Here is a 15,632-nt window from a genome sequence, read left to right as displayed (position 1 = left end):
AAAAACAGCAACAAAAAAGGGCGTAAACACAAGCACCCACGGTGCTCAGGTTTACGCCCTTTTGTCTTTTTTGAAACTCTTAACTGAAGCTAAAAAGCTTACTGGTTCAAGCGGTTTTAATTAACCGTTATAACGCTGCATAACAAGCGTTGCGTTAGTGCCGCCGAAGCCAAAGCTGTTAGACATAATAGTGTTTAACGTTGCTTCACGTGCTTGGGTAACAATATCTAGCCCTTGTGCCGCGTCGTCCAGTGTGTCGATGTTAATTGATGGCGCAATAAAGTTATGCTCCATCATCAACAAGCTGTAAATAGCTTCGTTTACACCCGCAGCTCCTAGTGCGTGACCTGTCAGTGACTTGGTTGCACTAATAGGTACGCCCGCTTGGCCAAACACTTCTTGAATCGCCGCAAGTTCCTTCACGTCACCTACAGGCGTAGATGTGCCGTGGGTATTCAAGTAATCGATTGGAGCATCGATATTTTGCATTGCCATTTTCATACAGCGAATTGCGCCTTCACCCGACGGCGCAACCATGTCGAAACCGTCTGATGTAGCGCCGTAACCTACTACTTCGCCGTAGATTTTTGCGCCGCGTGCAAGCGCGTGCTCAAGTTCTTCAACAACAACCATACCGCCGCCGCCTGAACTTACAAAGCCGTCGCGTGCTGCGTCATAAGTACGTGATGCCACAGCAGGATTGTCGTTATATTTAGAGCTTAGTGCGCCCATAGCGTCGAATTGGCTTGATAGTGACCAATGTAATTCTTCACCGCCACCGGCGAATACTACGTCTTGCTTACCAAGCTGAATAAGCTCTAGCGCATTACCAATACAGTGGGCACTAGTTGCACACGCAGAGGCAATTGAATAGTTCACGCCACGAATTTTAAACGGTGTCGCTAAGCAAGCCGATACCGTAGATGCCATACAGCGGGGAACCATATATGGACCAACACGCTTAACGCCCTTTTCGCGAAGAATATCAGCAGAAAGCACTTGGTTTTCAGAAGACGCGCCACCTGAGCCAGCAATAATACCCGTGCGCTCGTTTGAAATGTCGCTTTCTTCTAAACCAGAGTCTGCAATGGCTTGTTGCATCGCCACGTATGCGTAGCCTGCCGCATCGCCCATAAAGCGCATAGCTTTACGGTCAATATGGTCTTTCAAATCGATGTCGATGTTGCCCCAAACTTGGCTGCGAAGGCCCATTTCGGCGAACTGTTCCGAAAATGTAATTCCAGACTTACCCGCTTTAAGTGAAGCAAGTACGTCTTCTTTATTTACGCCGATGCTTGATACGATACCAAGACCGGTGATAACTGCTCTTCTCATAGTTTACCCTTTGCGTTGTTGCGGCTTATGGTAACGATTTTGAATGGTAAAGTGGTCTGCTCTGCCAATTGCCATACTCAAATTATCCAAACTTCAGCGTTGCAATACCTGTTTCAATTCTGGGCTTGTGTGTATAAACAGGTAGTTTCCCACTTCCCTTCTTTTTCGTTTCTGCCGTCTTTGTCTAAGCTTTCTTGTTCAGAATATTTCCAATGTAGCACGAATGCACAGGGTCATGACCAGCGTTAATTTATACCTTCATAAAACCTTCAAAATAGCTTTAGCGGTTTCTTTTATTGACAAAAGTGAGCTCTAAGTTTGTTCTTAAATATTTTACCCGTATCTTCTCTAGGCAGGGCATCGAGTATTTGCAACATTTTAGGCCACTTGAACCGCGCCAGTTTGCCATCTAAATACCCATGTAGCGCATCAATCGACAGCGCATTGCCGGGTGAGCATTGAACAGCCACCACCACTTTTTCACCATACTCAGCATCAGGCACACCGAATACCGCACAGTCTGCAACCTCAAGCATTTCGATGATGACGCTTTCTATTTCAGCAGGAAATATATTGGCGCCACCTGAGATGATCATGTCTTTTTTCCTATCGCAAATATATAAGTAGCCATCTTCGTCCACATAACCCATATCGCCTAATGTCGTGAATTCACCAACATGTAAGTCGCTTTGCGTGCCCGTAGTATTGGTATATTTGAATGGCGCGAACATGGAAAGGTGCGCATATATAACGCCAACACCACCTACTTCGCACTCCTCTTTATCGTCGCTCAGTATTTTAATCGCGGCACCGGGAATGGGCTTACCCACAGAATTTGGCTTATCTAATGCTTCTTGAGATGAAATTAGGGTCATAAAGCCTAATTCACTAGCACCATAAGATTCATAGAAAATTGGACCAAACCAGTTAATCATTGCTTCTTTCACATCGCTTGGCAGTGCGGACCCGGTTGATAAGGCAAATCGCAAACTTGAAGTGTCGTATTTGCTTCTTATCGACTCGGGTAGTTTAAGTAGCCTCACCATCATAGTGGGAACAATATAGGCGTGAGTCAGCTTAAACCGCTCTATGTCTTGTAAAAAGCGTTCGGGGTCGAATTGAGGCTCAATGTATACATCAATATTACCCGCTGCTAAACAGCAGAGCGTAAGCGCGTGTGGTGCACTGTGATAAAGCGGTGCCGAGACGAAAAAGCGATCACCTATTGATAGCTGCATTAACGCTTCAGACAGCCCTTTAAATATTAAATAAGGGTCTGGCCGCGTTAGGTCTTCATCTCGCTTAATACCTTTGGGTTTTCCGGTGCTGCCAGATGTGTAGGGAAACATGCCCTTAAAGCGTTTTGGCGGTTCATCGTGGCGCGTTGCGTTTGGGGCAGCTAATAGCGTATCAAGACACTGGTACTGTTCCCCAGTTTTCGCCTCTGATGCTAACAGTGAATTATCTGTTAAATGATAGCGCTCTAAAATGCTTTCCGGCGTTTTAATCGTGTATATCACTGACAAGGTGGAAACTTGTAATAAGGTTTGGCGGTCATTCTCCCCCTTTAATAAATCGCGATGAGCGAACAGCACTTTAGCGCTGCAGTCGTCTAAAATAGGCAGAAGTTCGGCAACAGGGCTGTGCCAATTAAGCAGAACATAGCGCGAACCCACATATCGGCATGCCTCAACTATTTCAAATATATCGACATGGTTTCGCATAAAAATAGCTACCACATCGTTATCGCACACACCTTGCTCAGCAAGTGCACGTGCTATGATACGTGCACGATCATCCATTTCGTCTCTAGTGCGTTTGCAAATGCTTTGACCACATTGGTGAAACACGCCCGCCATACCTTCTCCCTGAACTATCTTCAATAGACTTAGCGCTAAATTTAACAAAATATTTACAACAACAATTAAATAAACGTATTGTTTTTACTGATAGATTGTTATTTGCAGAAGCAATATGAAAAGAAGAGTTTTAAGCAGGCACAAACTTTTGCGGAAAAACAAAAAGGTGACAGGTAGAATACGCGGCCAAACGTTCGAAATTTAGATAAACCTGAAGATTGCTGTGTTATTAAAAAAGCTAAGACCTCTTGCTCTACGTATATTCCAAAGTGCGGCACCCCGACTTTCTTTCATGGTGGCTGCCTTTATCATTGCTTCTGCAGCGACTGTCTCAGCAACAGCTACGCCTATCGCCCTCCCCGCGCTACCAGAGCCAGTTTCAAACAATGCCGTAGCTTCTGTAACCATAGACGACACACAATATGTATTTAGTTTTATGGGACTGGGCAAAGGCAAAACCCATAAAGACGTGCACAACCGTGCTTGGCAGCTTCCTATTGATAGCAAAGATAAACCTTTGCAGTGGCAAGACCTTCCCCCAGTTCCATCCAGCCTTGCACTAAAAGGTCGTTTGGCTTCCGTAGCAGTGGGCGTTAATGACAGCGTTTATATTTTTGGCGGTTACACGGTTGATGAAGATCACAATGAAATTAGTACGCCAGATGTATATAAATACGCTCCTGTAACTGGGGAATATACGCTATTAACGCCTATGCCCGTCCCTGTTGATGATGCAACTGCTTTAGTCTACCAAGACCGTTACGTGTACTTAGTTTCTGGCTGGCACAACGATGGCAACGTAAATCTTGTGCAGGTTTACGATACGCAAACCGGCCAATGGCAACAGGCGAGCCCTTTTCTTGGCAATCCGGTATTCGGGCAAGCTGGCGGCATCGTTAACAGCACTATGGTAATTTGTGACGGCGTATCAGTAACACCTCACAGCGATAAACGCCGCAGCTTCGCGCCAGAAACAGCCTGCTTTAAAGGTGAAATTGACAAGGAAAATCCATTCAAAATTGATTGGCGTACGCTTGACCATCCAACGGGTACTGCACGCTATCGCATGGCGGCAGCGGGCGATAAGGACACCAGTAAAATCTATTTTGTTGGCGGCTCGACTAATCCGTACAACTACAATGGCATTGGCTATAACGGCGAGCCTTCAACTGCAGATGACGCCATCTGGATCTTTGATATTGCGGAAGAAACCTGGGTTATATTAAAAACAGATGCTGAAGTGCCTACAATGGATCACCGCGGGTTAATTAACGTTAATGGTTCTTGGAGCACCATTGGCGGTATGCTTGGCGCACAGCTCGTGACCAGTAAAGTAATCCCGCACTTTTCAACACTCGCAGAAGTGTCTTGTTTATCTAAAAGGCAGGCTAGCTCTGACGTTTCAAAACAAGCATCGGATGGGCAAGCTATTGAAGTAGTGAAAACTGCTACCAATTCAAAGTGCCAACACAGAAACGACATAAACGGAGAAAAATAAACAGTGAAATCTAAGCATGCACAGGTTCATTTTAATGAGAGCGGTACGCCTGTCGCCGACCATTTTGACGACGTTTATTTTTCTAACGACAGCGGAATTGATGAAACCCAACACGTTTTTGTTGCAGGCAACGACCTTGCTGAGCGCTGGCAACAGTGGCGCAACCCTACTTTTGTCATCGCCGAAACAGGTTTTGGAACTGGGCTGAACTTTTTGGTCGCCATGCGTGCCTTTAACGAATTTAGAGCAGCGAACCCTGATCATCCGTTAAAGCGCCTGTATTTTATTACCACGGAAAAGTTTCCACTGCCTCAACAGGATATGCAGCGTGCGCTAGAAGCTTTTCCTGCTCTTAAAGACGAAGCGCAAGCACTCGCCTCACTTTACCCCATGGGCCTAGAAGGTTGTCATCGCCTTCATTTTGATAACCATTCAACCACACTCGACTTGTGGATTGGTGATGTTCACGAACTTCTACCTCAGTGGCATTCCCCTGTAAATGGCCTCATCGATGCCTGGTTTTTAGATGGTTTTGCACCAAGCAAAAACCCTGATATGTGGACCGATGCTCTGTTTAGCCAAATGGCTCGCTTGTCAAAAACAGGTACAACATTTGGAACCTTTACCGCCGCAGGCATCGTAAAACGTGGGCTAGCTGGTGTGGGTTTTACCATTAAAAAACGCAACGGTTTTGGCCGTAAGCGCGACATGTTGACCGGCGTTTTTGACCAAGACCATGAGAATGTGCAGCATAAACTTCGCCTGCCTGCTGGCCCCTATTACAGGTACGTTAACGGCAGTTTAGATAAAACAAGCAAAGTCGCAGTAGTAGGCTCCGGCCTTGCAGCAGCTACGGCATGCCTGGCTTTAGTAAAACGCGGCATTTGCACTACTTTGTATTTTGATGGTGACACCCTTGCAAGCGGCGCTTCTGGCAACCCGCAAGGCGGCTTTTATCCGCAGCTCCATAGCGAAGCAAGTATTGCCAGCCGCATTCAGGCGCACAGTTTTTTGTATGCTAGACAAGCCTACGACCATACTGTTGAACATGCAAAAGTCTGTGGCCTAGCCGACGTTGCCCACGATTTCTGTGGCGTTATTCAACTAAGCTTTAACGACAAGGTAGCAGAACGTCAAAATAAACTGGCAGCAGCCGACGTATGGCCTGAAGCTTTGATTAAGCCGGTGAACAGCAAAGAAGTGAGCGATATCGCTAACCTAGCTCTTCCCTACTCTGGCTTATACATTGGCCTCGGTGGTTGGCTTTCTCCTCCGCAGCTAGTTACTGCCATGATTGAAGAAGCACTTCAAAGTGGCAAACTCACGCTGAAACCCAATCATACTTATGTATCTCATGAAGCAGTTGAGACAACAAAGCAGCAGGTGCAAATTCGTTTTAATTTAGATAGCGTTGAGAATGAAGAAGTTATTACTGCCGATCACCTTATCCTTGCCCTTGGAGCAGGTGCGGTAAACGCTAGCGATTTTGACAGCCTGTCCCTTCGCCCTGTTCGCGGCCAGGTTGAAGCTATTCCCACCCAAATGCCAATTGAACAGCTTAACACTGTGTTGTGTCACAAAGGCTATATGACACCTGTATTCGAAGGTCGGCACGCGTTAGGTTCAACCTACGTTAAAAACGACTTAAGTACCGATGTGAGAAGTGACGAAACTGAAATGAACCTCGCCACACACGAACAGGCGCTGGCAAACACCGACATCGTGCAAGCATTACAACATGACGGTAAAGCCAGAGCGGCTACGCGTTTAGGTTCACCCGACCACCAACCTGTTGTCGGTGCACTACATAATTTTGACTCATTAAAAGAACACTACACTATGCTAGGCGTGGGCAAACCGTTGACTAGCGCGCCAGTGTTACCAAGCAGCGTAGTTTCCACCCTTACTTGCTTAGGGTCGCGAGGGTTAACCACAGCGCCTTTAATGGCAGAGGTCTTGGTGAGCAGTCTATGTAAGGAGCCGCTACCTTTAAGCAACGATCTGCTTAATGCTGTAAACACAAGCCGCTTTATGACTCGCGAAGCAATAAGAAGTCAGGGTTAATAAACGGAGAGGTCTTTGTGAAACTTCTACTGTGCCTAGACACAAAAGATCGGACGTTTAGAGGATTTAAAGCGAACATGAAAGGAATTCGCTTTGAAAAAACAGAGCCCAGTGGAAGTAAATGGCTAGTTTACGCTAGCCATTTTATTTAAATCCATCACGATAAACGCAGGAATGTATACGTTGGCGCTTGCCACCACTTGTTTATTTTCCAGCGACACGATACGGGCGTTTACGCGGACGCCTCTGTCATCTTCAATGATAGTGCCTGTTACAACATGGTCCATTTCAACCTGTTTAGCGAGTGCAGTACCATCTCGAGTAAGTACGAAATCGCCAATTGGCGTTACGGTAATGCCACCTGCAAGCTTAAAGTCGACAACCGCTAACCCAAAGTCTTGTAGCTCGGCTATTAGATACTCTGAAAGCTGATTGCCTAACACGGTGCTGTCGCTCAACGACTGATTAAGCCTCACAAAACTCGCCACACCCACCATATCTTGCTGCGTAAGACGGGTTGCATTGTCCATTAACTCCATCGCAAGTTGCGAGGCGTAATCATTTAAGCGCTTGTGCGTTTGTGAAGGGGAATAGCCATGGTGTAGTGGGTCTTTATAGCCGGGTTCGACTTCCACGTGCTGTTGATATTGTCTATCGCGAGAATCTGGTGAGTACTCCAGCCCTGAACGGCTTGGTACAGGTACTGGCTCGGCGTGATGAGTAATTTCACCGTCTTCACCTAGCCAAAATGAGCCAATAGACTCTGTGCTAGTGCACCCTGTCATACATACACTCAGCATTACGCCAACGGCTGCCCAACTGCTTGACACAAGCTTCTTTGTATACACCATGCTGAAACTCCTAGCCGCGACTTAGCTTAACGCCATCGCGCATACCGTTTTGCTGGCTACCGTCACTTGGAATAAGTGCATCTACTACGTAGAACGGCACTAACATTTGCGCAGTTGCCACAACTGCGCGCGACTCCATGCCCAAAATACGAGCGTTAACTAACACGCCACCTTGGTGCTTTGTCATCGTTCCCGTTAACACGTATTCAATAGGAAGGCTGCTGCTCAATTCCAGATAGTCTCGGCTTAATACAAAATCGCCATCGTCAGTAATGCGAATATATTCAGTGGCTTTGAAGTCGATAACCGGCACGCGGAATTTATGCAGTTCGTGAACAAAAGATTCCGCCATCTGACGACCAAGCAAATCTGTTTTCTGCAAGTCAGTATCTAGCAGTGCGAAATGGGTTACACCAATAGGTGTCTTGTTATTCACATATTCCATATTGGCAATTAAGTCTTGCGCCATGTTCTTCACATAGTCGCCAATATGCTTGGTTAGAGGTCGACCTTTATACGCGCCCTGTACACTCGAATACAAAGGAGGTTGACCGATAGCGCCGTACGCGTCCATACCCTGAGACTGGGTATCAGTGGTATTTTCAACTGGCTTTGAGGGAGCGCGGTCGGCGGCAGTAATATCAATCACGTTCATGGCCGGGCGCTGAGGCGCTTGTTCGGCTACCTCTTCTTCCCCCATCATCATAGAGCACCCGCTGACGCTTAGCAGTGAAGCACAAAGCGAAAGCGCCGCGTATTGATTTCGTCTTTTCATGGGGTTACCTCGTACCTTCAGTTCTGTATAACTTGCCGTTTCTGGTGGTTACTTGTTCTTCGCGCCAAAACAGTTCGGCAGGGAAAAAGCGTGTTGCTGCAGCGACAATGTTTTTATTTCTAGCGTTGATAATTCGAGCGTTAACCACCGCGCCAGACTCTTGATACACCATAGTGCCGGTTATATAAAAATCGACGCGCTCAATGTTGGAAAGCTGGTCGATATCGCGGGTTAATACTCTGTCGCTTTCGTTACTAACAATTATATCGTTCGAAAGCTTAAATTCTTGAGTAGAAAAGCCTCTTTTCGTGGCCTCAGTAATCATTCCCTGTTCAAGTTGATGGCCCAACAACATTAGCGGATGTTGGTGATCGGCACTGTATTTCATAGTATCGGCAGGTACAAAGCCAACTACCGCATAGCGAGACTGACGTGCTGGACCCACATCAGCAAAAAGTTCGTTTGCCAACATATAGGTATGGTATTCCACATTCCCCAATGCCGATACGTCGCTGGCATCGGTTTGCGCAAATTGACTCTTAGGTTCGTCAGATGAAGAGCAACCAGAGAGTAAGCCCAAGAGAAGCGCGGTATATGCCAAGGCTTTCGCGACTAAGCGACCATTTTCTGTCAGCAAAGCGTGAGAGACAGGTTTTGTCATACTTTTCATTACACATGTCCAGTGAAAAACGTCAAATTTCTATCGGAAAGAAGCAAAAACTCATCGAAAAACAGTGATCAGCTACTACGCAAACCGACATTTTCAGTGTCTTTAGACAGGCTTTTGCAAAATTCACACCAAAGAGAGACTACAAGTAGCATTGAGAACGCTACTTTTAAGCGTGTTAGATAAGGCGGCTAATTTCAGGGAGATATAGTTTTTCAGTGCTGAAGGAATTTAATATCCATCGCCATCCAATTCATGAAAAGCGGAGGCGACTTGCCGCCTTAGGACAGAAAGCTGCCGATAATTAAATAGGCAATGATCACAATGCCAAGTGATTAAAAAACTTGAGAACTCCCGGGACTCTCATGCCGCGTTAATGACCAATTAGCTAAATAAACCTGCACATGCCTAAACCTAAACTTTCACCGTCACGAGGTTCAAAACCGAATTTAAGATAAAAACTTTCCTTACCATGCGCAGCCAACAAGCCAATGGTTGCGCCAGGTGCGCAGCAAGACTCCAAATGTGCAATCAACGTGTTCATTATTTTCGATCCCAAGCCTTTATTCTGATGTCCTGGATGAATAATGACGTCTTGAATATAAAAATACATTGCGCCATCGCCAATCACCCGACCACAGCCTACAAGGTTGCTGTCGAGGTAAATTGTTGCCCAAAACAACGAGGCATCAATACTTTTTTGAACAACCGATAAACACGGGTTACTCCATCCAATCAATTTTCTCAGACTGGCAAAGTCTTCAGCTGACGGAGGACTTTCTTTAACGGTGTAATTCGTATGCATCATTCGTCATTCCGCCCCTCGTTTTCGCAAAAGCTACCTAATTCGGTAATGTGAAGTAGTTCGCCCGACGGGCCCCATAGATAGAAAACACTTCCCCAATGTTGTTGCTCAATTGATGAAATTTTCGTTTTATGTAACGAGCGTGAGCACAAATCAAAAGCGTCCTGAATGTCTGCTACACATATTTGTAGCATAAAGTTATTCGCCAATTCAGGATTATAAAAGCGCTGAAGAAAGAAGAGACAATCACCATTCTCAAACAGTGTTAGGTCTTCATTTACGTATGAAGCATTAAATCCAATCTCAGAATAAAATGCTTTAGAAATATCGTAGTTTTTGCTTGGAATAAAAGTCTTAATATCTATGACGTCCATATCTTGAGATCCCTCGCATTTCGCTGCTTTAAATTTAAGTCGTGGCTAAATGGCAATAACAGCAAGCATGTCTTCGCCATCTTCATCTAACCCCACCTCTTCGAAACCAAAGCTTGAATAGAAGGCTTTGGCGACAGGATTTTTGGGGTTATAGCATATCTCTATCTGTTTGAGCTCAGAAGTTTGCTTTATAAGCGTGATAGCTTGAGATAAAGCAACTCTGCCAATTCCATTATTCTGATGGCTCTCATCAATCATAAAGCGCCAAATGGACACTTTGGTTGGCGTTTCCTGAACCCACATCAAGAACCCTACGGGCTGGTCGTTGCAATAAATGGCTTTGCAGGTATGGTTCTCGTTGTAGAAAGACTCTACCAACGACCACATATTGCACGCTACAAACGCTTGTTGATCATCAGCCACATCCAAGTCACAAACCTGCTCATAGTTAGATTTGTTTATTTCTTCCAGTGAAATTTTCATCCTATCTTCTTATAAATGCACGCTGCTTTCTTGCCATTATAAGCTGAAGTTCACTCAAGTCATCATTAGTCGTTTATAGCCATATTGATAGTAAAGGCCTAATTAACAAAGCCGAAAGGTACAGCCCAACGCCAAATACGACGTGATTAATAATACTGTGTAACCGAGCGGTATTAGGGTTAGGCGTTTTCGATGCGGCAATACCAGCGCCCATACCTGGCTGCAATATAAAGAACGGTGCAACGACCGTAGCGATACCGAGCGCCACTGCTGGACCTAGCGTCGGTTCGAACAACCAAGACTCTCCGCATATGAAAATAAGCAGTGCTGCATAGGCAATTCCAATTAGGTAATGGGCTGTCCACCCAATAGTACTTTCCCCGTGAACAGCATGGGCACTTGAAATAGAAGTATGACGTAACTGCCCTTTTCTCATGTGCCCTATCCAGCGCCCCACCATGCCCCAATTGGTAGGGGAAATACCAAACAATTGCTTTCTCAACAAGGCCCATAAATCCATCACTAAAGTAGCTCCAATACCTATCAGCAAGATAAAAACAATACTTTCCATATTCACTCTCAATAACTAGTTTCAATTAACATGAGATGCTAGCCTACAACTTCAAGTTAACTTTAAGTCAAGCATTCCTTTGGGAAAAAGTATGGAAATATCTCAGGTCGCCAAAAAGTCAGGAGTGTCGGCATCAACACTGCGCTTTTATGAAGAAAAAGGCCTTATCAAATCTATTGGTCGACAAGGTATACGTCGCGTATTTAGCTCAAACGTACTAGAGCGCCTTGAATTAATCGCACTAGGCCGCGCAGCAGGTTTTTCGCTGGAAGAAATTTCTGGGATATTAGGAACCAATGCAAAGCCTGATATAGATCGCGATCTACTACTTAAAAAAGCGAACGAATTAGATGAAACAATCAAAAAATTAGAAGCAATGCGTGATGGTCTGCACCATGCAGCTGCTTGCACAGCACCGAGTCATTTGGAATGTCCGAGGTTTCGTCGATTGATGAACCTTGCAGCCGCAGGGGTGATTGAAGGCGTTGCCGCGAATAAAGCAGTAAAATAAAAATCCGTATCAATGGAAACCACTCAGCGCTTTGCGGGTACTAAAATCACCATCGCAGAGCTACCTCAAAATGGCAAAAATATGGCTATCGTAAAACCGTCCATTTTTAAAAATGGCGCGTTGCAATATCGCTTCTTGCTTAAACCCTGCATCTAACAGCAGCTTTTGCGAAGCAAGATTGGATGAAAATACGCAGGCAAAAATGCGCTCTATACTTGTGTTTGAGAAGGTAAGGGCGATAATTTGGCGCAGCGCGTCACGCATAATCCCTTTTCGCCAATGTGATGAACAAAGCCAGTACCCGACCTCTCCGGCTCTTTCATATTCAAAGTTTCCTGGGTTAACACCAATACACCCTACTAACTCGCCGTCGTACTCTACAGCTCTTATAAAACCCTCTTTGCTCCCCTCTTGAATCCACCATGTGGCATCTTCTTTTGTATAAGGGCTGGGAATTTTTGTCGACAGAAATTGCGTGACCGACGGTTGATTCGAAATATCTACCAGTCTACCTACATCGCTCATTTTAAAATCTCTGAGTGTTATCACGCGCTTTACTTCCCACCCGCTAAATCAATAAACGACCCTGTAACATATGAAGACTGAGGTGATAGAAGCCAGGCTATCGCCTGTGCGACTTCATCTGCTGTACCGCCCCGCTGCATAGGAATTTGTGAGCTTATCCGTTCTACTCTGCCAGGTTCACCACCATCGGCATGAATGTCTGTTTTAATAAAACCAGGCCGGACGCTGTTTACACGAATGTTCTTCGCAGCAAGTTCTAATGAAAGCCCTTTAGTAAATGAATCCATTGCCCCTTTCGACGTCGCATAGTCGACGTATTCAAAAGGAGCACCAGTACGAGAGGCAATGGACGAAACATTAACGATTGCGCCCCCTGCAACGTTTTGTTTTACAAAAGCCTTCGAACACAAGAATGCGCTAAGCACATTGGTATTAAGTACTTTAGTGAAGCGCTCTGCGGTGACGTTAATTAACTCAGTTTTGGTGAATAAAACACCCACATTGTTAACCAGGTGCGTTATTTCACCCCATCGGACGTTCACAGTCTCAAACATGTTCAGCACTTGCGTTTCATCTGAAACATCGGCTTTATGAGCAAATGCAACGCCACCGTTGTCAGCTATCGACGCACACACGCTATCAGCTGCGTTTTTATCCGAAAGATAATTTACGCAAACTTTATAATCGCTACTTCCCAACAATTTAGCAGTCGCGGCACCAATACCACGACTAGCACCTGTGACAATAACTACCTTGCCCACAATTTGATTCCCTTAACTGGCCATTGAACGTGGCGCTAATTTTATAAGACTAACTTACCAGCTAGTTCTGGCTTCAGAAAGTCTTATTCACCATTGACACATAAACAGAAAACTTCACAATGGTTCTACTTTATATTCACTCGCGATCATTAATGCTGTACCTTTCTGAATTTCAAATAAAGCTTTCTAATCAATACATTACTCCTGCATTTTCGCTAGCGCTCTGTACTGAAAGTGCGCCGTCGCACTTCCTTATCGCAGGTAGAAACAGTAGCGGAAAGTCACTCTTAATTTCCGCGCTTGCCGGTAATGGGAAGGTAGCAAGCGGTAGTCGTGAATGTACTTCGGTTGTTGCAGAGGTATCGGTTTTTAAACAGCAAGCGATAATTGAAGAAGAAAAACAAAAAGACAGTGCAGATATTTTAGACGTAATAGCTGAGCCAACACAGGTTCGCGAACTATTCGCACAGACTAATGAGGATTATCAAAACCACCCTTATTACGACGAACTCGCCTCTGCGCTTAGAATTGAGCATTTGCTAGATAATGGGTTTCTTTCACTTTCAACAGGTGAAACCCGCAAGATTATTATCATGTTGGCATGGTTAAGTAATGCCTCTATTATTTTGCTTGATGAACCCTTCGAAGGTTTAGATGCTGAAGCGATAAGCGCATTTAGTCGCTTTCTTGTCTCTCAGCAGCAAGCTTCTTTAGTACTTACCGCCAACAAACTCGCAGATATTCCAAAGAATATGCAAGCCCAGTTGATTGTCATGGATGACTTGGCTATTACGTGGAAATCTGAAGATAAACTTAACTATGACGGTTTGCGCTCAGAACTAAGCACCTGGTTTGCACTAGAGTCTGATGATATCGATGTTCCCTCAGCCCTTAACGCTAAAGACAAACACGGCGATGACCCCAATCGCAATAACCGAAACCTCAATGATCAAAACAGTGAGTTAGATTCACTTCCTCATACCTTAATTCAGCTTAAAGATGGATTCGTGCGCTTCGATGAGCGAACCGTATTTGAAAAGCTTAACTTTACGCTTAACAAAAATGAGCATTGGCAGATCACTGGTCCAAATGGGTCAGGCAAAACCTGTTTGCTTCAAATGTTTACCGGTGATAATTCCCATTGTTATACCAACGATTTAACAATGTTTGGCATAAAACGTGGCACAGGCGAAAGCATATGGGACATTAAAAAGCACATTGGAATTATGTCGAATGCGCTCCACATGCAGTACAAAGTGAATGCAAGTGTTGAGCACGTTATCATTTCAGGCTTTCACGACAGTATTGGTCTGTACACTCGCCCCACGCTAGCGGAACGCATGGTGGCAGAGCAGTGGCTTGAAGTACTGGGTTTGAAACAGAAAAAGAACTCGCCGTTTCAGTCGCTGTCTTTTGGTGACCAGCGATTAGTACTTATTGCACGTTCTATGGTTAAGCACCCCGCCGTGCTTATTTTGGATGAACCTTGCAATGGTTTAGATGACTTCAACCGACAGAAAGCGCTTAAGCTTATTGATATATTGGCTAGGGCTGGCACAAGTACACTGCTGTATGTGAATCACCATGCAGAAGAACGCATTCCTAGCATTCACAATACGTTAAATATAAAAGACTATAATGTTTAAGGGTATATGTTGAAAACCTTGGCTTTTCAAGTTTTCGCTAAAAAGGTGTGGCACTTGCCTGTAAGACAATTAGCCTTAAAGCTGGAAGCTTAAAAGCTAATATTTAAAAATATTAGCGAGGCTAGGTACCGAGAAAGAAAAAAGCGCTATCACAAGGGAAAACTCATGGAAAAAGTGATAGCGCCGAAGTAACCGAGGGTGAGGTACAATAAGAACTTAAAAACTACATGGGATCCAGGGTAAGCAACACGCGATGAGTACCAGGTATGACTTTGCAGGACCGATGCACGGCGGCAAATTCTTCATGGCCCTGCCACGACTTACCTTTAAGTAAACCCACATCAAACGCGTTCATTTGCCTAACGCTGCTCTCTCGATAGTGCTGGCCCAACCTATTCTTAGTAAGCCCTTGTGTATTCGCGTCGTTAAGACCAATCATTTGGCGTGTAACCACACTTTCTTTCGGCAGCCACTCTGTACCTTCGCCTAAATAAGTATTCACCAACCGAACAGGAATATTGTCCACATGAAAGCTTGGGCACATTGCTGATGAAAGGGGCACTAACCTTACGCCCACACTGTCACAGTCAAATAGCGTGGTGAGCATGTCAGACAGCAAATAAATATCGTCAATGGCAGCCTGCTTTCCGGCACTATTTCTTCCATCAGGTAAAAGCTTTGCGATTTCCTCTTTCAGTGATATTAAAGAGAAAACACCGCGAATCCCCATTCCTAATGATTTAAAAATGTCGTCATAATATTGCGAGATGAGTGGCGTTTCGGGCCTTGTCCATATGGCAACGCTAATACCTTTATCAAAGATATCGCCCAACACCATAGCATCGGCGCTTGAACGCCAAGATTCGCTGTGTTCAAAGGAAGTAATGTGGTCTTGTAGCGCCTGCAT

At 45.0% G+C, this 15,632-nt stretch carries 16 protein-coding genes; 4 read left to right on the top strand and 12 right to left on the bottom strand.

Annotated elements, in window-relative coordinates:
* Positions 1-120: 120 nt before the first annotated feature.
* On the bottom strand, positions 121-1,335 hold the full coding sequence (gene fabB, locus AC0J2X_RS06300) for a beta-ketoacyl-ACP synthase I (protein WP_069944560.1): 1,215 nt from the start codon (positions 1,333-1,335) through the stop codon (positions 121-123).
* A 293-nt stretch (positions 1,336-1,628) separates the two neighbouring features.
* The gene (locus tag AC0J2X_RS06295; RefSeq protein ID WP_069944561.1) at positions 1,629-3,194 is read right to left on the bottom strand and encodes an AMP-binding protein; all 1,566 of its coding nucleotides are present in this window, start codon (positions 3,192-3,194) and stop codon (positions 1,629-1,631) included.
* 223 nt (positions 3,195-3,417) lie between these two features.
* On the opposite strand from AC0J2X_RS06295, the gene AC0J2X_RS06290 reads away from it, so the two are divergent.
* Positions 3,418-4,692 (top strand): Kelch repeat-containing protein, encoded by a 1,275-nt coding sequence (locus AC0J2X_RS06290; RefSeq protein WP_069944562.1) that lies wholly within the window; start codon positions 3,418-3,420, stop codon positions 4,690-4,692.
* Positions 4,693-4,695: 3 nt separating this feature from the next.
* Positions 4,696-6,756: a bifunctional tRNA (5-methylaminomethyl-2-thiouridine)(34)-methyltransferase MnmC2/FAD-dependent 5-carboxymethylaminomethyl-2-thiouridine(34) oxidoreductase MnmC1 gene (gene mnmC, locus AC0J2X_RS06285; RefSeq protein WP_069944563.1), complete on the top strand. Its 2,061-nt coding sequence runs from the start codon at positions 4,696-4,698 to the stop codon at positions 6,754-6,756.
* Between the two features lie 125 nt (positions 6,757-6,881).
* Here mnmC and AC0J2X_RS06280 read toward each other — a convergent pair whose 3' ends face one another.
* From AC0J2X_RS06280 to AC0J2X_RS06250, 7 genes are all read right to left on the bottom strand, one after another.
* A complete protein-coding gene (locus AC0J2X_RS06280) occupies positions 6,882-7,607 on the bottom strand; it encodes a FlgO family outer membrane protein (RefSeq protein ID WP_156078524.1) in 726 nt (241 codons plus the stop codon).
* Between the two features lie 10 nt (positions 7,608-7,617).
* Positions 7,618-8,382: a FlgO family outer membrane protein gene (locus tag AC0J2X_RS06275; RefSeq protein WP_014976893.1), complete on the bottom strand. Its 765-nt coding sequence runs from the start codon at positions 8,380-8,382 to the stop codon at positions 7,618-7,620.
* Between the two features lie 4 nt (positions 8,383-8,386).
* Positions 8,387-9,052, bottom strand: a complete 666-nt coding sequence (locus AC0J2X_RS06270; protein WP_014976894.1) for a FlgO family outer membrane protein — start codon at positions 9,050-9,052, stop codon at positions 8,387-8,389.
* 385 nt (positions 9,053-9,437) lie between these two features.
* A complete protein-coding gene (locus tag AC0J2X_RS06265; RefSeq protein ID WP_014949960.1) occupies positions 9,438-9,857 on the bottom strand; it encodes a GNAT family N-acetyltransferase in 420 nt (139 codons plus the stop codon).
* The gene (locus tag AC0J2X_RS06260; protein ID WP_014949961.1) at positions 9,854-10,228 is read right to left on the bottom strand and encodes a VOC family protein; all 375 of its coding nucleotides are present in this window, start codon (positions 10,226-10,228) and stop codon (positions 9,854-9,856) included. Before AC0J2X_RS06260 ends, AC0J2X_RS06265 begins: the two co-directional genes overlap by 4 nt.
* A 45-nt stretch (positions 10,229-10,273) precedes the next feature.
* The gene (locus AC0J2X_RS06255) at positions 10,274-10,711 is read right to left on the bottom strand and encodes a GNAT family N-acetyltransferase (RefSeq protein ID WP_014949962.1); all 438 of its coding nucleotides are present in this window, start codon (positions 10,709-10,711) and stop codon (positions 10,274-10,276) included.
* Between the two features lie 73 nt (positions 10,712-10,784).
* Positions 10,785-11,282: a DUF2938 domain-containing protein gene (locus tag AC0J2X_RS06250; protein ID WP_014949963.1), complete on the bottom strand. Its 498-nt coding sequence runs from the start codon at positions 11,280-11,282 to the stop codon at positions 10,785-10,787.
* Positions 11,283-11,373: 91 nt separating this feature from the next.
* Here AC0J2X_RS06250 and AC0J2X_RS06245 point away from each other — a divergent pair, with 91 nt between their 5' ends.
* A complete protein-coding gene (locus tag AC0J2X_RS06245; protein ID WP_014949964.1) occupies positions 11,374-11,793 on the top strand; it encodes a helix-turn-helix domain-containing protein in 420 nt (139 codons plus the stop codon).
* Between the two features lie 60 nt (positions 11,794-11,853).
* Here AC0J2X_RS06245 and AC0J2X_RS06240 read toward each other — a convergent pair whose 3' ends face one another.
* Together AC0J2X_RS06240 and AC0J2X_RS06235 are read right to left on the bottom strand one after the other, a co-directional pair.
* Positions 11,854-12,342, bottom strand: coding sequence for a GNAT family N-acetyltransferase (locus AC0J2X_RS06240; protein ID WP_472995869.1), 489 nt, complete (start codon positions 12,340-12,342; stop codon positions 11,854-11,856).
* 5 nt (positions 12,343-12,347) lie between these two features.
* Positions 12,348-13,079, bottom strand: a complete 732-nt coding sequence (locus AC0J2X_RS06235; protein WP_014976896.1) for an SDR family oxidoreductase — start codon at positions 13,077-13,079, stop codon at positions 12,348-12,350.
* Between the two features lie 119 nt (positions 13,080-13,198).
* Between AC0J2X_RS06235 and AC0J2X_RS06230 the strand changes: the two genes are divergently transcribed.
* Positions 13,199-14,725, top strand: a complete 1,527-nt coding sequence (locus AC0J2X_RS06230) for an ATP-binding cassette domain-containing protein (protein WP_061486095.1) — start codon at positions 13,199-13,201, stop codon at positions 14,723-14,725.
* Positions 14,726-14,948: 223 nt separating this feature from the next.
* Here AC0J2X_RS06230 and AC0J2X_RS06225 read toward each other — a convergent pair whose 3' ends face one another.
* Positions 14,949-15,632 (bottom strand): DUF1826 domain-containing protein, encoded by a 684-nt coding sequence (locus tag AC0J2X_RS06225; protein WP_014949968.1) that lies wholly within the window; start codon positions 15,630-15,632, stop codon positions 14,949-14,951.

The organism is Alteromonas sp. R7, from assembly GCF_055755235.1.
This window is presented reverse-complemented; position numbering and strand designations above follow the sequence as displayed.

What these genes read in the sequence shown, in the direction of transcription:
- fabB (WP_069944560.1), bottom strand. Translation starts at nt 1,335, where the DNA reads ATGAGAAGAGCAGTTATCACCGGTCTTGGTATCGTATCAAGCATCGGC.
- AC0J2X_RS06295 (WP_069944561.1), bottom strand. Translation starts at nt 3,194, where the DNA reads ATGGCGGGCGTGTTTCACCAATGTGGTCAAAGCATTTGCAAACGCACT.
- AC0J2X_RS06280 (WP_156078524.1), bottom strand. Translation starts at nt 7,607, where the DNA reads ATGGTGTATACAAAGAAGCTTGTGTCAAGCAGTTGGGCAGCCGTTGGC.
- AC0J2X_RS06275 (WP_014976893.1), bottom strand. Translation starts at nt 8,382, where the DNA reads ATGAAAAGACGAAATCAATACGCGGCGCTTTCGCTTTGTGCTTCACTG.
- AC0J2X_RS06270 (WP_014976894.1), bottom strand. Translation starts at nt 9,052, where the DNA reads ATGAAAAGTATGACAAAACCTGTCTCTCACGCTTTGCTGACAGAAAAT.
- AC0J2X_RS06265 (WP_014949960.1), bottom strand. Translation starts at nt 9,857, where the DNA reads ATGATGCATACGAATTACACCGTTAAAGAAAGTCCTCCGTCAGCTGAA.
- AC0J2X_RS06260 (WP_014949961.1), bottom strand. Translation starts at nt 10,228, where the DNA reads ATGGACGTCATAGATATTAAGACTTTTATTCCAAGCAAAAACTACGAT.
- AC0J2X_RS06255 (WP_014949962.1), bottom strand. Translation starts at nt 10,711, where the DNA reads ATGAAAATTTCACTGGAAGAAATAAACAAATCTAACTATGAGCAGGTT.
- AC0J2X_RS06250 (WP_014949963.1), bottom strand. Translation starts at nt 11,282, where the DNA reads ATGGAAAGTATTGTTTTTATCTTGCTGATAGGTATTGGAGCTACTTTA.
- AC0J2X_RS06245 (WP_014949964.1), top strand. Translation starts at nt 11,374, where the DNA reads ATGGAAATATCTCAGGTCGCCAAAAAGTCAGGAGTGTCGGCATCAACA.
- AC0J2X_RS06230 (WP_061486095.1), top strand. Translation starts at nt 13,199, where the DNA reads ATGGTTCTACTTTATATTCACTCGCGATCATTAATGCTGTACCTTTCT.
- AC0J2X_RS06225 (WP_014949968.1), bottom strand. Translation starts at nt 15,632, where the DNA reads ATGCAGGCGCTACAAGACCACATTACTTCCTTTGAACACAGCGAATCT.